This is a genomic window from Streptomyces sp. NPDC102462 (genome assembly GCF_044765425.1).
GTDB lineage: Bacteria > Actinomycetota > Actinomycetes > Streptomycetales > Streptomycetaceae > Streptomyces.
Genome location: NZ_JBIWKB010000013.1, coordinates 69,140 through 85,602, shown reverse-complemented (window position 1 = coordinate 85,602; position 16,463 = coordinate 69,140). Strand labels below are relative to the sequence as shown.

Annotated in this window: 12 protein-coding genes and 1 tRNA gene; 7 read left to right on the top strand and 6 right to left on the bottom strand. The window is 71.3% G+C overall.

All coding sequences use genetic code 11. The features are described 5' to 3' along the window. Nucleotide 1: 1 nt before the first annotated feature. From ACIRFL_RS14235 to ACIRFL_RS14220, 4 genes are all read right to left on the bottom strand, one after another. Entirely contained in the window at nucleotides 2-1,390 is a 1,389-nt protein-coding gene (locus ACIRFL_RS14235) for an OFA family MFS transporter (RefSeq protein ID WP_404027822.1), read from the bottom strand. 122 nt (nucleotides 1,391-1,512) lie between these two features. Next, nucleotides 1,513-3,657 carry an acetate--CoA ligase family protein gene (locus tag ACIRFL_RS14230; protein WP_404027988.1) on the bottom strand — a complete coding sequence of 715 codons (2,145 nt, stop codon included), beginning with the start codon at nucleotides 3,655-3,657 and terminating at the stop codon, nucleotides 1,513-1,515. Nucleotides 3,658-3,661: 4 nt separating this feature from the next. Next, a complete protein-coding gene (gene frc, locus ACIRFL_RS14225) occupies nucleotides 3,662-4,894 on the bottom strand; it encodes a formyl-CoA transferase (protein ID WP_404027820.1) in 1,233 nt (410 codons plus the stop codon). Between the two features lie 11 nt (nucleotides 4,895-4,905). Next, entirely contained in the window at nucleotides 4,906-6,588 is a 1,683-nt protein-coding gene (locus tag ACIRFL_RS14220; RefSeq protein ID WP_404027818.1) for a thiamine pyrophosphate-binding protein, read from the bottom strand. A 144-nt stretch (nucleotides 6,589-6,732) separates the two neighbouring features. On the opposite strand from ACIRFL_RS14220, the gene sucC reads away from it, so the two are divergent. The 4 genes from sucC to ACIRFL_RS14200 all read left to right on the top strand — a co-directional run bounded on the left by sucC (nucleotide 6,733) and on the right by ACIRFL_RS14200 (nucleotide 10,831). Further along, on the top strand, nucleotides 6,733-7,863 hold the full coding sequence (gene sucC, locus ACIRFL_RS14215; RefSeq protein ID WP_404027816.1) for an ADP-forming succinate--CoA ligase subunit beta: 1,131 nt from the start codon (nucleotides 6,733-6,735) through the stop codon (nucleotides 7,861-7,863). A gap of 15 nt (nucleotides 7,864-7,878) precedes the next feature. Next, nucleotides 7,879-8,778: a succinate--CoA ligase subunit alpha gene (gene sucD / locus ACIRFL_RS14210; RefSeq protein WP_404027814.1), complete on the top strand. Its 900-nt coding sequence runs from the start codon at nucleotides 7,879-7,881 to the stop codon at nucleotides 8,776-8,778. A 190-nt stretch (nucleotides 8,779-8,968) separates the two neighbouring features. Beyond that, the gene (locus ACIRFL_RS14205) at nucleotides 8,969-10,531 is read left to right on the top strand and encodes an aldehyde dehydrogenase family protein (RefSeq protein ID WP_404027812.1); all 1,563 of its coding nucleotides are present in this window, start codon (nucleotides 8,969-8,971) and stop codon (nucleotides 10,529-10,531) included. Between the two features lie 212 nt (nucleotides 10,532-10,743). Beyond that, nucleotides 10,744-10,831: transfer RNA gene (locus tag ACIRFL_RS14200), tRNA-Leu, on the top strand. A 142-nt stretch (nucleotides 10,832-10,973) separates the two neighbouring features. Here the strand turns inward: ACIRFL_RS14200 and ACIRFL_RS14195 are convergent. Both ACIRFL_RS14195 and ACIRFL_RS14190 read right to left on the bottom strand, forming a co-directional pair. Further along, the gene (locus ACIRFL_RS14195) at nucleotides 10,974-11,417 is read right to left on the bottom strand and encodes a hypothetical protein (protein WP_404027809.1); all 444 of its coding nucleotides are present in this window, start codon (nucleotides 11,415-11,417) and stop codon (nucleotides 10,974-10,976) included. A 155-nt stretch (nucleotides 11,418-11,572) separates the two neighbouring features. Beyond that, the gene (locus tag ACIRFL_RS14190) at nucleotides 11,573-13,216 is read right to left on the bottom strand and encodes an FAD-binding oxidoreductase (RefSeq protein ID WP_404027806.1); all 1,644 of its coding nucleotides are present in this window, start codon (nucleotides 13,214-13,216) and stop codon (nucleotides 11,573-11,575) included. A gap of 253 nt (nucleotides 13,217-13,469) precedes the next feature. On the opposite strand from ACIRFL_RS14190, the gene ACIRFL_RS14185 reads away from it, so the two are divergent. From ACIRFL_RS14185 to ACIRFL_RS14175, 3 genes are read left to right on the top strand one after another with little or no spacing between them, the layout of a single operon-like run. After that, nucleotides 13,470-14,648, top strand: a complete 1,179-nt coding sequence (locus ACIRFL_RS14185; RefSeq protein WP_404027802.1) for a LacI family DNA-binding transcriptional regulator — start codon at nucleotides 13,470-13,472, stop codon at nucleotides 14,646-14,648. Then, nucleotides 14,645-15,574 (top strand): ABC transporter permease, encoded by a 930-nt coding sequence (locus tag ACIRFL_RS14180; protein WP_404027799.1) that lies wholly within the window; start codon nucleotides 14,645-14,647, stop codon nucleotides 15,572-15,574. The genes ACIRFL_RS14185 and ACIRFL_RS14180 overlap by 4 nt, the downstream gene beginning before the upstream one ends. Beyond that, the gene (locus tag ACIRFL_RS14175) at nucleotides 15,571-16,446 is read left to right on the top strand and encodes an ABC transporter permease (RefSeq protein WP_404027797.1); all 876 of its coding nucleotides are present in this window, start codon (nucleotides 15,571-15,573) and stop codon (nucleotides 16,444-16,446) included. The genes ACIRFL_RS14180 and ACIRFL_RS14175 overlap by 4 nt, the downstream gene beginning before the upstream one ends. Nucleotides 16,447-16,463: the final 17 nt, after the last annotated feature.

Here is a 16,463-nt window from a genome sequence, read left to right as displayed (position 1 = left end):
GTCACGCCATCTCCTCGCCCAGAGGCTGCGGGTTGGGGACGATGCTCCGGGCGTCCGGCCTGCCCGGTGCCTTCAAGAAGAGCGCCAGTACCGCCGAGGCCAGGCCGATGGAGCCGGCCAGCACGAAGGCACCGTGGTAGTCCCACGCGCCGACGACGACCGCGCCCAGACCGGAGCCGACCAGCCCCGAGATCAGCTTCGAGCTGTAGACCATTCCGTAGTTGGTGGCGTTGTTGTTCTCGCCGAAGTAGTCCGCCGTCATGGCCGCGAACAGCGGGAAGATCGCCCCGCCGCCGAAGCCGGAGACCATCGAGCAGAACAGGAAGAACGGCATGCTGCCCAGTTGTCCGGAGACCAGCACGCCGAACTGCGCGGTGCCGAGCACGACACACACGATGATCAGGGTGTTGCGGCGCCCGTAGCGGTCGGATATCCAGCCGATGACGCCGCGCCCGGTGCCGTTGACGATCGCCTTCAGGGACATGGCCGTGGCCACGATCCCGCCCGCGAAGCCCATGTCCTTGCCGAACGGCACCTGGAAGGCGATGCCGAAGATGTTGATGCCGGCCGTGCACAGCAGACAGAACCACATCATCCACAGGACGGGTGTGCGGGCGGCCTCCTTCGGGGTGTACTGCTTGACGGCCGGCGGGTTCTTCAGCAGCGCCCGGCGGATCCGGGGATCGTCGGTCGCCTTCAGCGGGTCGACGTGTGCGGGCCACCAGTTCTTCGGCGGGTCCTTGAAGAACCAGCCGGAGGCGGCCACCACCAGGCACAGCCCGACGCCGACCGCCGAGAGCACGACCTTGTAGTTGCCCAGGTCGAGTACCGAGGTGAACAGGAACACGAACGGCACGGACCCGTAGGCGAAACCGCCGTTGACGAAGCCCGTCTTGCCGCCCTTGCGCTCCGGATACCACTTGCCGACCATGTTCACGCAGGTCGCGTAGACCAGGCCGGCGCCGATCCCGCTGCACATGCCGAAGCCGAGGTAGGCGACGAACACAGTGGGCGCGAACGCCAGCGCGAGATAGCCGAGCAGCGTGCCCACGGCGCCGATCAGCATGGCCGTGCGGGCGGGCAGCCGTCCGCTCTCCCGCAGTTGCCCGGCCGGGAAGGCCACGGCCGCCTGGAAGAACACCCAGACGCCCATCAGCCAGAAGATGTGTCCGCTGCTCCACAGATGCGCCGCGTGGAGCGTGTCCTCCGCGGAGGTGAACGCGTATTCGGCGGAGCTGATGCCCATCATGCCCACCCAGGGCAGGACGACCATCCACTTGCGTGGCCGGCCCATGATGTCGACGTCCGACTCGCCGATCCGGTACATGCGGCCGTTGCGGTCCGTCACTTCCCGGTACGGGACGGACGTGGAGTAGTCGGTGGTTGTCATCTGTTCAGCACCCCTTGCGTCGAAAGCTCTTGGCCAGCGCCCCCTGTCCAATGCGTTTCGTGCGCGCTCGGGTCCCGGGGCCGGCCGACGCGCACCGCCGGCCGGCCCGTTCGTCACTCAGCTCATTTACCGCCCCCCAGCAAACCGGCCGCACGGGCCCAGCGGTACTTGGCGCCGAGCACGGCGACGGGCTGCTCCGTGGTGTACGGGTAGGCCACCACCCCGCGCTCGTACAGATACCGGCAGGCGTCCTCGACCTCGACGTCACCGGCGAGCGAGGCGACGACGGGCTTCTCGATGCCGCGCGCCCGGAACTCGGCCACCACACGCGCGGTCAGCTCCGCGAACACCATGGGAGGCGTGACGATCGTGTGCCAGTAGCCGAGGACCAGGGCGTGGATGCGCGGGTCCTCAAGACCGAGCCGGATCGTCGCCTCGTACGTCGACGGCGGCTCGCCCCCGGTGATGTCGACCGGGTTGCCCGCGGCCCCGAAGGGCGGGATGAACGCCCGGAAGGCCGCGTCCAGGTCCGGTGGGATCTCCATCAGGGACAGGCCGTTGTCCGTCACCGCGTCCGAGAGCAGCACACCGCTGCCGCCCGCCCCGGTGATGATCACCACGTTGTCGCCCTTGGGGGTGGGGAGCACCGGCAACGCGCGCGCGTACTCCAGCATCTCGTTCAGGCCCGGCGCCCGGATGACACCGGCCTGGCGGAGGATGTCGTCGTACACGGCGTCGTCGCCCGCGAGCGCCCCGGTGTGCGAACCGGCCGCCTTCGCGCCGGCCGCCGTACGGCCCGCCTTGAGGACCACGACGGGTTTCCTGGGCACCGTGGCGCGCGCCGCCTCGACGAACGCCCGCCCGTCCTTGAGGTCTTCCAGGTGCATCGCGATGCACTCGGTGTGCGGGTCCTCACCGAACCAGGTCAGCAGGTCGTCCTCGTCCAGGTCCGACTTGTTGCCGAGGCCGACGATCGCCGACACACCCGTCCCGGTGGTGCGCGCGAAGCCCAGGATGGCCATCCCGATGCCGCCGGACTGCGAGGTCAGCGCCACCGGGCCCTTGACGTCGTAGGGCGTGCAGAACGTGGCGCACACGTCCTGCCAGGTGGAGTAGTAGCCGTAGATGTTGGGCCCGAGCAGCCGGATGCCGTACCGCTCGGCCAACGCCACGATCCTGTCCTGCAGTTCGTGCTCGCCGGTCTCCGCGAACCCGGAGGGGATCAGTACGGCGTTGGGGATGTTCTTGCGTCCCACCTCTTCCAGGGCCGCGGCGACGAACCGGGCGGGGATCGCGAAGACCGCCACATCCACCTCACCGGGAACGTCCGTGACACTCTTGTACGCCTTGCGGCCCAGGATGTCATCGGCCTTGGGGTTCACCGGGTGGATGTCCCCGGCGAAGCCGCCGTCGACGAGGTTGCGCATGACCGAATTGCCGATCTTGCCCTGCTCGTTGGAGGCGCCGATCACGGCGATCGACGACGGCTGCATCAGCCGCCGCATGGAGGCGAGGATCTGCTCACGCGTGTACGTCCGGCGCGGCGGCGGCTGCTTCTCCGCCAGGATCACCCGGATGTCGGCGGCCACCGCGGACTCCGGTGTGGCGATCACCGGGTTGAGGTCCACCTCGGCTATCTCCGGGAAGTCCGCGACGAGTTGGGAGACCCTGCGGATCTGCTCGGCGATCGCCCATCGGTCCACGCCCGGCTGCCCGCGCACCCCGCGCAGGATCTGCGCCGAGCGGATCGAGTCCAGCATGGACAGTGCCTCGTCGGCGTCCACCGGCGCGAGGCGGAACGTCACGTCCTTGAGCACCTCGACCAGCACTCCGCCGAGCCCGAAGGCCACCACCTTGCCGAACGTCGGATCGGTGACCGCGCCGACGATGACCTCCTGCCCCCGGGGCAGCAGCTCCTGTATCTGCACGCCCTCGATCCGGGCCGCGGCGTCGTGGGCGCGCGCGTTCGCCACGATCCGGTGGAAGGCGGCCCGTACGTCCGCCGCGCCCTCGACGCCGACGATCACCCCGCCGGCGTCGGTCTTGTGCAGGATGTCGGGCGAGACGATCTTCATCACGACGGGTCCGCCGAACCGTGCCGCGTGTGCGACCGCCTCGTCCACGTCCGTCGCCAGTTCCTCGCCGGGTACGGCGATGCCGTACGCGTCGGCGATGACCTTGCCCTCCGGGGCGGTCAGCGCGGTGCGGCCCTCGGCGCGCACCGCGTCGAGCAGTGCCCGCACCCTCAGCACCCGGTCCTCGGCCATCACGTCAGATCACTCCGTTCGACTTGAGCAGGCGCAACTCCTCGTCGCCGAGGCCGAGTTCGCCCACGTACACCTCGGCGTTGTGCTCGCCGAGCAGTGGTGAGGCAACCACCTCGACGGGGGAGTCGGAGAGCTTGAGCGGGCTGCCCACGGTGATGAACTCGCCGCGCTCGGGGTGCGGGACGGTGACGACCATCTCGTTGGCGACCAGCGAGTCGTCCTCGATGATCTCCTTCGTCGACAGGATCGGCCCGCACGGGATGTTGTGGGCGTTGAGCCTTTCCAGCACCTCCCACTTGGGGAGCGTCGAGGACCACTCCTCGATCAGCTGGAACATCTTGCCGAGCTTGGGCAGCCGCGCCTCGGGCGTCGCCCACTCGGGGTCGTCGGCCAGTTCCGGCCGGCCGATCAGCTCGCTGATCGGCTTCCAGCCGACGGGCTGCACGATCACGTACACATAGTCGTTCGGGCCGCCCGGCGCGCACCGCACCGCCCAGCCGGGCTGGCCGCCCCCGGACGCGTTGCCGGAGCGGGGCACCTCGTCGCCGAAGTCCTCGTTGGGGTACTCGGCGAGCGGGCCGTGTGCGAGGCGCTGCTGGTCGCGCAGCTTCACCCGGCACAGATTGAGCACCGCGTGCTGCATGGCGACGTTGACCCGCTGCCCGCGTCCGGTGTGCTCGCGCTGGAGCAGCGCCGCGAGGATCCCCGCCACGGCGTGCACACCCGTGCCCGAGTCCCCGATCTGGGCGCCGGTGGCGAGCGGCGGCCCGTCGTCGAAGCCGGTGGTCGACATCGACCCGCCCATGGCCTGCGCGACGACCTCGTACGCCTTGAAGTTGGTGTACGGGCCGTCGCCGAAGCCCTTGATGGAGGCGTAGACGATGCGCGGGTTGATCTCCTTGATGCGGTCCCAGGTGAACCCCATCCGGTCGACGGCGCCGGGACCGAAGTTCTCGACCATGACGTCGGAGCGCCGGATCAGCTCGGTGAGGAGTTCCTTGCCGCGTTCGGTCTTGGTGTTCAGGGTGATGCTGCGCTTGTTGCAGTTGAGCATCGTGAAGTAGAGGGAGTCGACGTCCGGCAGATCGCGCAGCTGTTTGCGCGTGATGTCACCGGTCGGCGCCTCCAGCTTGACGACGTCGGCGCCGAGCCAGGCGAGCAGTTGGGTCGCCGAGGGCCCGGACTGCACGTGGGTCATGTCCAGGACGCGGATGCCGTCGAGTGCCTTGCTGGTCACCGGAGTTCACCTCACTTGTACATGGTCTGGTTCATGGTTCCGGGGGCGTACGCGTCGGGATCGACCCAGACGTTGATCAGCGAGGGCTTCCCCGACTCGCGGGCGCGCCGCAGCGCGGGCCCGATGTCGGCCGGGTCGCGGACCTCCTCGCCGTAACCGCCCAGCATCTGCGCGAACTTGTCGTACGCGACATCGCCGAGGGTGTTGCCGACCCGCTCGCGTTCCACGCCGTACTTCTGGGCCTGGCCGTAACGGATTTGGTTCATCGAGGAGTTGTTGCCGACGATGCCGACGAACGGCAGGTCGTAGCGGACCAGGGTCTCGAAGTCCCAGCCGGTCAGTGAGAACGCGCCGTCGCCGAAGAGGGCGACGACCTCCTTGTCGGGGCGGGCCTGCTTGGCGGCCAGCACAAAGGGCACGCCGACGCCGAGGGTGCCCAGCGGGCCCGGGTCCATCCAGTGGCCGGGCGACTTGGGCTGGACGACCTGCCCGGAGAAGGTGACGATGTCGCCGCCGTCGCCGATGTAGATCGAGTCCTCGGTGAGGAAGTCGTTGATCTCGCTGACCAGCCGGTACGGGTGGATCGGGGAGGCGTTCGACCTGAGGCTCGGCAGCCGCTTGTCGAGGGCCGTCTGCTCGGCCGCGCGCAGCTCGTCGAGCCATTCCTTGCGCCGCGACGCACCGCCGTTGACCCGTCCGCCGGCCGCCTCGGCGACGGACTTCAGCACCAGGCCGGCGTCGCCGACGATGCCGAGGTCGATGTCCCGGTTCTTGCCGACGGTGCGGTAGTCGAGGTCGATCTGCACCACGGTCGCGTCCGGCGAAAGACGCTTGCCGTAGCCCATCCGGAAGTCGAAGGGCGTGCCCACGATGACGATGACGTCGGCGTGGGAGAAGGCGTACCGGCGCGACAGCTGGAAGTGGTGCGGGTCGCCGGGCGGCAGGGTGCCGCGGCCTGCGCCGTTCATGTACGCCGGGATGTTGAGGGTGCGCACCAGCTCGATGGCGGCCGTGGTGCCCCGGGTCGTCCACACCTGGCTGCCGAGCAGGATGGCGGGTTTCTCGGCGTGCACCAGCAGGTCGGCGAGTTCTTCGATCGCCTCGGGGTCGCCGGCCGAACGCGGCGAGGCACGGTAGTGGCCCGGCCTCGGCACCCGGGCCGTGCCGGCCGGGACCTTGGCGTCGAGGACGTCGCGCGGTATCTCCAGGAAGGCGGGGCCGGGTGCGCCGTGGTAGCACTCGCGGAACGCCATCGAGACCATGTCCGCCGCGCGCGCCGTGTCCGGCACGGTCGCCGCGAACTTGGTGATGGGCGTCATCATGGCGACGTGCGGCAGGTCCTGCAGGGACCCCATCTTGTGCTGGGTGAGGGCCCCTTGGCCGCCGATCAGCAGCATCGGGGACTCCGCGCGGAAGGCGTTGGCGACACCGGTGACGGCGTCGGTCGTCCCCGGTCCCGCGGTGACGACCGCGCAGCCCGGCCTGCCGATGATGCGCGCGTAGCCGTCGGCGGCGTGGGCGGCGACCTGCTCGTGGCGTACGTCGACGACCTCGATGCCCTCGTCGACGCAGCCGTCGTAGATGTCGATGATGTGGCCGCCGCACAGGGTGTAGATGCGGTCGACCCCCTCGGCCTTCAGCGCCTTGGCAACGAGATGACCACCGGAAATCACGTCCTGGGTGTCGTCGGGCATGGCGAAGTCCTGTCCCTTCGTAGGGGGTGGGAACGCTCTCGCGGTACATTGCATACAGTCGACGAATACTGTATGAAGCTTGTTATCCCGCATCCGGTGGGTGGTGTCCAGGGGGCGTGCGGCACTTTCAGACAGGAGCCGGTGATGGACCTGTACGAACACCAGGCAAGGGAACTCTTCGAGGAACACGGCATCGTGGTGCCGAGGGCCGAGATCACCGATTCGCCCAAGGAGGCACGCGAGATCGCCCGCAGGCTCGGCGGCAGGGTCGTGGTGAAGGCGCAGGTGAAGACCGGAGGCCGGGGCAAGGCGGGCGGCGTCAAGCTCGCCGCCGACCCGGCCGCCGCCGAGCTGACCGCACGTCAGATCCTCGGCATGGACATCAAGGGCCACCGTGTCGGCACCGTGATGCTGGCCCGACCCGTCGACATCGAGACCGAGTTCTATGTCTCGTATGTGCTCGACCGCGCGGCCGGCGGCTTTCTCGCCATCGCCTCGGCCGAGGGCGGCATGGAGATCGAGGAGGTCGCCGCGAGCCGGCCCGAGGCCGTCGCCCGCATCCCCGTCGACCCGGCCGAGGGCGTCACCTCGGCGAAGGCCGCCGAGATCGCCGCGGCGGCCGGGCTGCCGCCGCGGACCGTGGACGTCCTCGTCCGGCTGTGGGAGGTACTGGTCCGCGAGGACGCCCTGCTCGTCGAGGTCAATCCGCTCGTACGCACCCGGCAGGGCCGGCTCCTCGCCCTCGACGGCAAGGTCACCCTTGACGACAACGCCCGCTTCCGGCAGGCCCGTTGGGGCGCCGAGGAGGCCGAGCACCACGACCCGCTGGAGGCCGCGGCCGCCGCCCGCGGCCTCAACTACGTCAAGCTCGACGGCGAGGTCGGCGTCATCGGCAACGGCGCCGGCCTCGTCATGTCCACCCTCGACGTGGTCGCGGGCCGCGGCGCCCGCCCCGCGAACTTCCTCGACATCGGCGGCGGGGCCTCCGCACAGGTCATGGCGGACGGCCTGGCGGTCATCCTGTCCGACACGGCCGTCAGGTCGGTCCTCGTCAACGTCTTCGGCGGGATCACCGCCTGCGACGCGGTCGCCGACGGCATCGTCCAGGCCCTCGACACCGTCCGGCTGACCAAGCCGCTGGTCGTCCGCCTCGACGGCAACAACGCCGCCCGCGGCCGGGCGATCCTCGACGAGCGCGCACACCCGCTGGTCCAGCAGGCCACCACCATGGACGGCGCCGCCGCCCAAGCCGCCCGGCTCGCCGCCGCTGCCTAAGGAGACAGGGACGCCATGGCGATCTACCTCACCAAGGAGAGCAAGGTCCTCGTCCAGGGCATGACCGGCGGCGAGGGCATGAAGCACACCCGCCGCATGCTCGCGGCGGGCACCGACGTCGTCGGCGGCGTCAACCCGCGCAAGGCGGGGCAGAGCGTCGACTTCGCCGACCGGGCCGTCCCCGTCTTCGGCACGGTCCGCGAGGGCATCGAGGCGACCGGCGCCGACGTCACCGTCGTGTTCGTGCCGCCCGCCTTCGCCAAGGCCGCCGTGCTGGAGGCCGCCGACGCCGGCATCGGACTCGCCGTCGTCATCACCGAGGGCATCCCGGTCCATGACTCGGTCGCCTTCACCGCCCACGCCCGGGCGAAGGGCACTCGGATCATCGGCCCCAACTGCCCGGGCCTGATCACCCCCGGCCAGTCCAACGCCGGGATCACCCCCGCCGACATCGCCAAACCCGGCCGCATCGGACTGGTCTCCAAGTCCGGCACGCTCACCTACCAGCTCATGTACGAGCTGCGCGACATCGGCTTCTCCACCTGCGTCGGCATCGGCGGCGACCCCGTCGTCGGCACCAGCCACATCGACTGCCTCACCGCCTTCCAGGACGACCCCGACACCGAGCTGATCGTCCTCATCGGCGAGATCGGCGGCGACGCGGAGGAACGCGCCGCCGCGTACATCAGCGCCCACGTCACCAAACCCGTCGTCGGCTACGTCGCCGGGTTCACCGCCCCCGAGGGCCGCACCATGGGCCACGCGGGCGCGATCGTCTCCGGCTCCTCGGGCACCGCCCGCGCCAAGCAGGAGGCCCTTCGGGCGGCCGGCGTCCGGGTCGGCGGCACGCCTACCGAGACGGCCCGGCTGGTACTGGAGACACTGGACGCAAGCGGCGACGCCGCGCGCGGCTGACCCGGGCGAAGCGTCCCGCCCCGACCGACGCACCCCCTACGACCCCGCGCCCCCCTCCGCGCCCCGCCCCCGTTTCGCCCGCGCCCGCGCCGCCGAGCGCGGCGCCCGGGCCCGGGACGCGGTGGACGGGCGCGGGGGCGGCCCCCCTGCCCCATCCGCCCGATCGTGCACCGAGAGCGGAGCCGACCCCATGGCCACCAGCCCCACCACGAACCACCCCACCCTCACCCTCAAACCCGGCACGTCCTGGAACGACGCCTGGCGGCGCTGCCTCGCCCTCGCCCCCGAGGCCTTCCGGGACGACGGCGTGCGCAACCTCTGGGGCGCCGCCTGGCAACCGGAGGGCCACGCACTGCCCGCCACCACCCCGGTCGACGGCAGCCCCATCGCGGGCGCCCCACGCCTGGACGCGACCACCGCCCGGCAGGCCGTACGCGCGTCGCTCGACCAGCACCGCGCCTGGCGGCACGTCCCCCTCGACGAGCGCCGGGCCCGCATCGCCGCCACCCTGGACGCGCTCACCGAACACCGCGAACTGCTCGCCCTGCTGCTCGTCTGGGAGATCGGCAAGCCCTGGCGGCTCGCCCAGGCCGACGTCGACCGGGCCATCGACGGCGTGCGCTGGTACGTCGACGGCATCGAACCGATGCTCGCCGGCCGGGCCCCGTTGGACGGACCCGTCTCCAACATCGCCAGCTGGAACTACCCGATGAGCGTCCTCGTGCACGCCCTGCTGGTCCAGGCGCTCGCCGGCAACGCGGTCATCGCCAAGACCCCGACCGACGGCGGGGTCGCCTGCCTCACCCTGGCCGCCGCGCTCGCCGCCCGCGAGGGCATCCCCGTCACCCTGGTCAGCGGCAGCGGCGGCGAACTGTCCGAGGCCCTGGTGCGGGCCCCCGAGATCGGCTGCGTCTCCTTCGTCGGCGGTCGCGACACCGGCGCCGCCGTCGCCACGGCCGTCGCCGACCTCGGGAAACGGCACGTACTGGAACAAGAGGGCCTGAACACCTGGGGCGTCTGGAACTACTCCGACTGGGACGCGCTCACCGCCGTCGTCCCCAAGCTCTTCGACTACGGCAAGCAGCGCTGCACCGCCTACCCCCGCTTCGTCGTGCAGCGCGCCCTGTTCGACGAGTTCCTGGCCGCCTACCTCCCCGCGGTCCGCACCGTCAGGGTCGGCCACCCGCTGGCGGTCGAGCACCCCGACGACGCCTGCCCCGAGCTGGACTTCGGACCGTTGATCAACGCGGCCAAGGCCAAGGAACTGCAGGACCAGGTCACCGAGGCCATCGACCGCGGCGCCGTACCCCTGCACCGCGGCAGGGCCGCCGACGCCCGCTTCCTGCCCGGCCAGGACACCTCCGCCTACGTCCAGCCGGTCACCCTCCTGGGCCCGCCGCCCTCCTCCCCGCTGCACCACGCGGAGCCCTTCGGGCCGGTCGACACCATCGTCCTGGTCGACACGGAGGCGGAGCTGCTGGCGGCCATGAACGCCTCGAACGGCGCGCTGGTGGCCACGCTGGCCACCGACGACCGGGCCACCTACGACCGGCTGGCCCCGCAGATCCGCGCCTTCAAGACCGGGCACGGCAAGCCGCGCTCCCGCGGCGACCGCGACGAGCTGTTCGGCGGCTTCGGCGCGTCCTGGCGGGGCGCCTTCGTCGGCGGGGAACTCCTGGTCCACGCGGTCACCCGGGGCCCAGCGGGCGAACGCCTGCCGGGGAACTTCCCGGACTACCAACTCATGCCATAGCCCCTGCGCCCTTGCGACACCGTGTCCGGACGCCACGCGAACTGTTGCGTCCCCGTCCGGACACGGTCTGTGACGAGGCCGGGCGGCGCGCCGTCGACCGCGCCGCCGGCCCCGTCCAGGTCACGGAAACGCAGGTGAATGCCACTGCGAAACCTTGGTATTGTTGTGCCTGTCGCCACGGGGCACACCCCCGGCAAGGCGGCAGACACCAAGTCCGGGTGGCGGAATGGCAGACGCGCTAGCTTGAGGTGCTAGTGCCCTTTATCGGGCGTGGGGGTTCAAGTCCCCCCTCGGACACCACCAGAAACCCCAGTTGATCTGGGGTTTTCTGTTTCTTCGGCTGCGGCGTGACCAACCGCGTGACCAACAGCCGAGCGAACCCCCAGACCAGACCAGGGACGACAGTTGGGGGTGAAGTGGGCGGGTCACGGCAGTCGTCATGTTAGTGGTGGGTGGCTTTGCAGGTGGTCAGGTGTGTTTTGGGGAGGTAGTGCGTGCTGTGAGGGTTGGTGTCCGCCGGGAGCAGGAGCTTGCGGTCCGGTGGGGTGAGGACCTCGGTCAGTTCGTGGATCGGGTAGCCGAAGAGGTCGATGTCGCCGAAGGCGACCGGGACCTCGGCGGCCCGGTCCGGGACCCGGTCGGTGCGCTCGACGATCAGGTGTCCCATGGTCTGCCCGGCACACGCCGTGCAGGCATAGGCGGTGACCAGGACGTCGCGGTGGCTGAAGAAGAAGGCCCAGTGCGTCTCGCGCAGCCACCCGCCGGCGCGGATGTCCGCCAGGGTCGACGCCGTCCACTGCGCCGCACGCTCGGTCATGCCGAATCGCAGGACGCCCGCGTTCGCCGGGAGGACGAGCCCGGTGCCGGGCAGCAGGCGGAAGGTCACTCGCCCAGTCTGCCGGGACGCGTCGGCCGGGTCACCTCGTTTGCGTTCCGTTCGTCCGGGCACAGATGTGAACCTCGTACGGCTTCCGGCCCTATCCGGTTCGTCCACGACGAGGTCGCGTTCCCCGGGCGGCGGTTCACCGTCCGGGGACGCCCTCAGCCGCCGGGCCTGATCGACAGGGCGTGCCGGAAGACGTCGCGTGGGTCCCAGCGCCGTTTGGCCTCGCGCAGACGGGCGTGGTTGTCCTTGTGGTACAGGGTCTCCCACGGCGTGCCCGAGGTGTTCCAGTGCGGGTCGGCGAGGTCGGTGTCGGGGTAGTTGATGAAGGCCCCGTCGGCTGCCGGGCCCGGGACGGGGACTCCGCCGGTGTCGGCGAACAGGTCGCCGTAGCACGCGCGTATCCAGGCCAGATACTCGGGCGCCTGCTCCGGTTCGGCCCAGGACGCGAGGCAGGAGAGCTTCAGTACGGAGTCGCGGTGCGGCATGGCCGTGGCGTCGGACGGTACGGCGTTGACGGCTCCGCCGTAGGTGTTGACGACGACGCTGCCGGCGAGCACCCCGGTGTCCTCGCGGGTCAGATGGCGGTGGACCACGGCGATCTGGCGGTCCGTGAGCCGCCGGCGCAGAAACGCCGACTTGATCTTGATGTGCCAGTCGCCGACGGCCTCACCGGAGCCGCGCAACGCGGCGTCCAGCCAGGGCAGGCGCCGGGTGGTCACACGGGCGGGGCGGGCGGTGCCTTCACTCACCGCGTGGAGGAACGCGTCGAGCAGACGGCGGTCCCGGCCGGGCTCGGCCGCGACCTGGCCGAGCAGCAGGTGGGCGCCGGCCGCACGGCGCGTCAGGGCGAACTCGGCGTACAGCGCCGCGTTCGGGTCGGTGGCGGCGGCATGGCGTTCCGCCCACCGCCCGTGGTTGCGCACCATGCGGGAAAACCGCTCCTCGTCCATGCCCTCCCAGCTCCACTCGGCGGTGAAGGTGAGCGCGGTGGCCGGCGGAGTGGGCGGCGAGCGGAACCAGAAGCGGGTGACGACGCCGAAGGTGCCCCCTCCGCCGCCCGTGTGCGCCCACCACAGGTCGCGGTGCGGGTCGTCACGCTCCCGTGTGGCGACGACGGCGCGCACGGTGCCCGCGCGGTCGACGACCACGACCTCGACGGCGTAGAGATAGTCGCTGACCAGGCCGAACAGCCTGCACAACGGCCCGTATCCGCCGCCGGGCACATGGCCGCCGACGCCGACCTCGGCGTGGTATCCGGCCGGCACGGTGACCCCCCAGCCGAGGTAGAGCTTCTGGTACACCTCGCCCAGCGTGGCCCCCGCTTCGACGGCGTACGCCCGGCGCTGCTCGTCGAACGTCACCTCCCGCATGGGGGACATGTCGATGACGGTGGTGATGTCGGGGTGGTCGACGAAGTCCTCGAAGCAGTGCCCGCCGCTGCGGACCGCGAGCCGCGCGCCGGAGGCCACCGCCTCGCGCACGGCCCGCACGACGTCCTCCGTCGAGCCGACGAGACAGACGCGCTCCGGCCTCCCCCGGAAACGGTTGCTCGCTCCCCGCGCCACCAGATACGCGTAGCGGGGGTCGTCGGGTGTCACGCGGAGGGGCCCGTCGGGCAGCCACGCGGGGGCGGCGCTGCCGTCCTCCGGGACCACCGAGGGGGCCGCCGCCGCACCGCCGTCCTTCGGGACCGCCGCCGAGGCCACCGAGGGGGCCAGCGCCGCCGCCGCGCCCGCGGCCGCCGCCGCGCGGACGATGGCACGCCTGCCGGGCCCCTTTGCCGAACCGTTCGAACTCATGCCGCCTCCTTGCGGGTTGGAGTGCCGTGTGGTCGACGCTAGGCCGGAGCGGCCGGTACGGCAGGAGGGCTGAGCGGCGGGTGTGGGGTGTACCCGGTGACACCACGGCCCACCCGGTGACCCCACCGCCCCGGCAGGACCCGCCTTCACAGATGCCGTGGGAGTGTCCAATTCCGCTTCGGTACAGGGCACTTGACGCCTCGAAGGTGCGCTCCTACGTTCCCCGCAGGCTCAATACGTATTGGGGAACCGCGTGGCTGAAGAACGCAAGCGGCGTCGGCCGACGCAGATCGACATCGCGCGGCGGGCCGGAGTGTCCCAGGCGACCGTCTCACAGGTGATCAACGGGGTCTCGGGCGACTATCAGATCGCCCCGGCCACCCGGCAGCGGGTGCTGGACGCGGTCCGTGAGCTGGGGTACGTCGCCAACCCGGTGGCCCGCAGCCTGAAGAGCGGCCGGAACCAGATGCTCGGCCTCTACACCTTCGAGGCCGTCTTTCCAACCGATCACCGGGACTTCTACCACCCCTTTCTGCAGGGCGTCGAGGCGGAGGCCGCCGAGCGCGGCTACGACCTGGTGCTCTTCACCTCCGCGGGGGCGGCCCGCGAGCGCGGGCTGTTCGCCGGCGGGGCCAACCGGCTCAAGGTCGCGGACGGCTGTGTGCTGCTCGGCCGGCATCTGCGGCGGGCCGAGCTGGCCCGGCTGGCCGAGGAGGACTTCCCGTTCGTCTTCATCGGACGCCGTGAGATCGAGGGCGCCCGGATCAGCTACGTGGCCGCGGACTACGCGACCGCGACCAGCCGGATCGTCGCCGAACTGGCGAAGCTCGGGCACCGCCGCATCCGCTACCTCAAGGTGCCGGGCGACGCCGAACCGACCCGTGACCGGTTGAGCGGCTTCCGGCGGGGCCTCAAGGAGGCGGGGCTCGAACCCGTCGGCACGGAGGCGGGGCTCGAACCCGTCGGCACGGAGGCGGGGCTCGAACCCGTCGGCAAGGGGGCCGGGCTCGAAGCCGTCGGCAAGAAGGCGGGGCTGGAAGCCGTCGGCGTCCACCTCGTCGCCGAGCCGGGCGAACTGCGGCCCGGCCTGGTGCGTACATGGCTGGACGACGGGGTCACCGCCTTCGTCGTGGAGCCGACCGAGGACGACCGGGCGGCGGCCGCCCTGTGCGCGGCGGCCGAGGAGGCCGGCGCCGCGGTGCCGGCCGACTGCTCGGTCGCCGTGCTCGGCGACCCGCCGTCGTACTGCTCACCGCCGCGCGACTGGATGCGCTTCGCCATCCCCCGGGAGCAGATGGGCCGCGACGCCGTCGATCTGCTCATCGGGTTGCTGAACACACCCGACGCCGAGGCGCGCACGCTGCTGGTGCCGTGCGCGTTCCTCCGCGGCGCGACGGCCGGACCCGTGCCGGGCGCGGAGCGGCGGTCATGACCGGCATCGTCGTACGCCGGATCCTCATCGGCCTGTTCGTCATCTGGGGCGCGGTCACCCTGATGTTCGTCATCGTCCGTCTGGCCCCGGGCGACCCGGCCACGCTGCTGCTCGGGCCCGACGCCTCGGCGGCCGACATCCGGCAGGTGCGCTCGCGGATGGGTCTCGACGACCCCGTTCTCACGCAGTACGCGACCTACCTCTGGCACGCCCTGTCGCTCGACTTCGGCACCTCCTACCGGCTCGACGAGCCGGCCGTGGACGCGGTGCTCGGCTCGCTGCCGAACACCCTCGAACTGACCTGCGCCGCCAGTGTCATCGCCGTCGTCGTCGGCCTGCCGCTGGGGGTGCTGGCGGCCCGCCGCCCCGGCGGCCCCGTGGACCGGCTCGTCTCCGGCTTCACCCTGCTGCTGCAGTCGCTGCCCACGTTCTGGGTCGGGATCATGCTCGTCCTCCTCTTCGCGGTGACGCTGGGGCTGCTGCCCACCTCGGGCGCCGGTTCGCCCCGCTACCTGGTGCTGCCGGCGGTCACGCTGGCGCTGCCGTTCACCGCGATGGTGGGGCGGCTGACCCGGGCCGGGGTGGTGGAGGCGATGTCCGAGCCGTACATCCGAACCGCGCGCTCCAAGGGGCTCACCGAGGGCCAGGTGCTGTTCGGGCACGCCCTGAAGAACTCCCTCATTCCGGTGATCACGGTGGTGGGGCTGCAGATGGGGACGCTGCTGGGCGGCGCCGTGATCGTGGAGAACGTCTTCGCCTGGCCCGGCCTCGGCACGATGGTCGTCGCGTCGGTGGCCGGCCGTGACTACGCCGTGGTGCAGGCCGCGGCGCTGTTCGTCGCCGCGATCGTGGTCGCCCTCAACCTCGCCGCCGACCTGCTGTACTCACGGCTCGACCCGCGTATCCGGACCGAGGTGCGGCGATGACGGCCCTCACCCAGGTCACCCGCCCGCTGAGGTCCGCCGTCCGCGGCGCCTCGCCGATGGCCCGGATCCCGGCGCTCCTGGTCGGCGGCTTCGTCCTGCTGGCGGTCCTCGGGCCGCTGCTCGTGCCCTACGATCCCACCGCCACCCACGTCGGCGACCGGCTGCTCGCGCCGGGCGCCACGACCCATGCCGGGCACACCGCCTGGCTGGGCACCGACGCGCTGGGCCGCGACATGCTCGCCCAACTGGTCCACGGCGCCCGCACTTCCCTGGTCGTCGGCACCGCGACGGCGGTCGTGGCCGGGGTGTTCGGGGTGCTGTGCGGGCTCGTGGCGGGGTACGCACGCGGACTGGTCGACGCGGTCGTGATGCGGCTGATCGACATCCAGCTGGCCTTCCCCGGCATCCTGCTCGCCATCGTCATCTCCGGCGTCATGGGACGCAGCTTCACGACCGTGGTGGTGGCGCTGGCCGTCACCCGGTGGATCGCCTTCGCCCGGGTCGTACGCGGTTCCACCCTCTCGCTGCGTGAACGTGAGTGGGTCGCGGCGGCGCGCCTGCTGGGGCTGCCGCGGCGGGCGGTGCTGCTGCGGCACGTGCTGCCGTTCGTGGCCGGACCCGTGATGGCCCTCGCCACCCTGGAGTTCGGGCTGATCGTGCTGTCCGAGGCCGGGCTGAGTTTCCTCGGCATCGGCCTGCCGAACAGCGCCGTGTCCTGGGGGCAGACGATCGCGCTCGGAAAGGAGTACCTCGCCACCGCGTGGTGGATCTCCGCGTTCCCCGGGCTCGCCCTGGCCCTCCTGGTCATCGGCGTGGGTTTGCTCGGTGACCAGCTCACCCATCGTTTCGGCAGCGCTCGCCGCACCGGCTGAGCCGCTGGAGAAGGAGC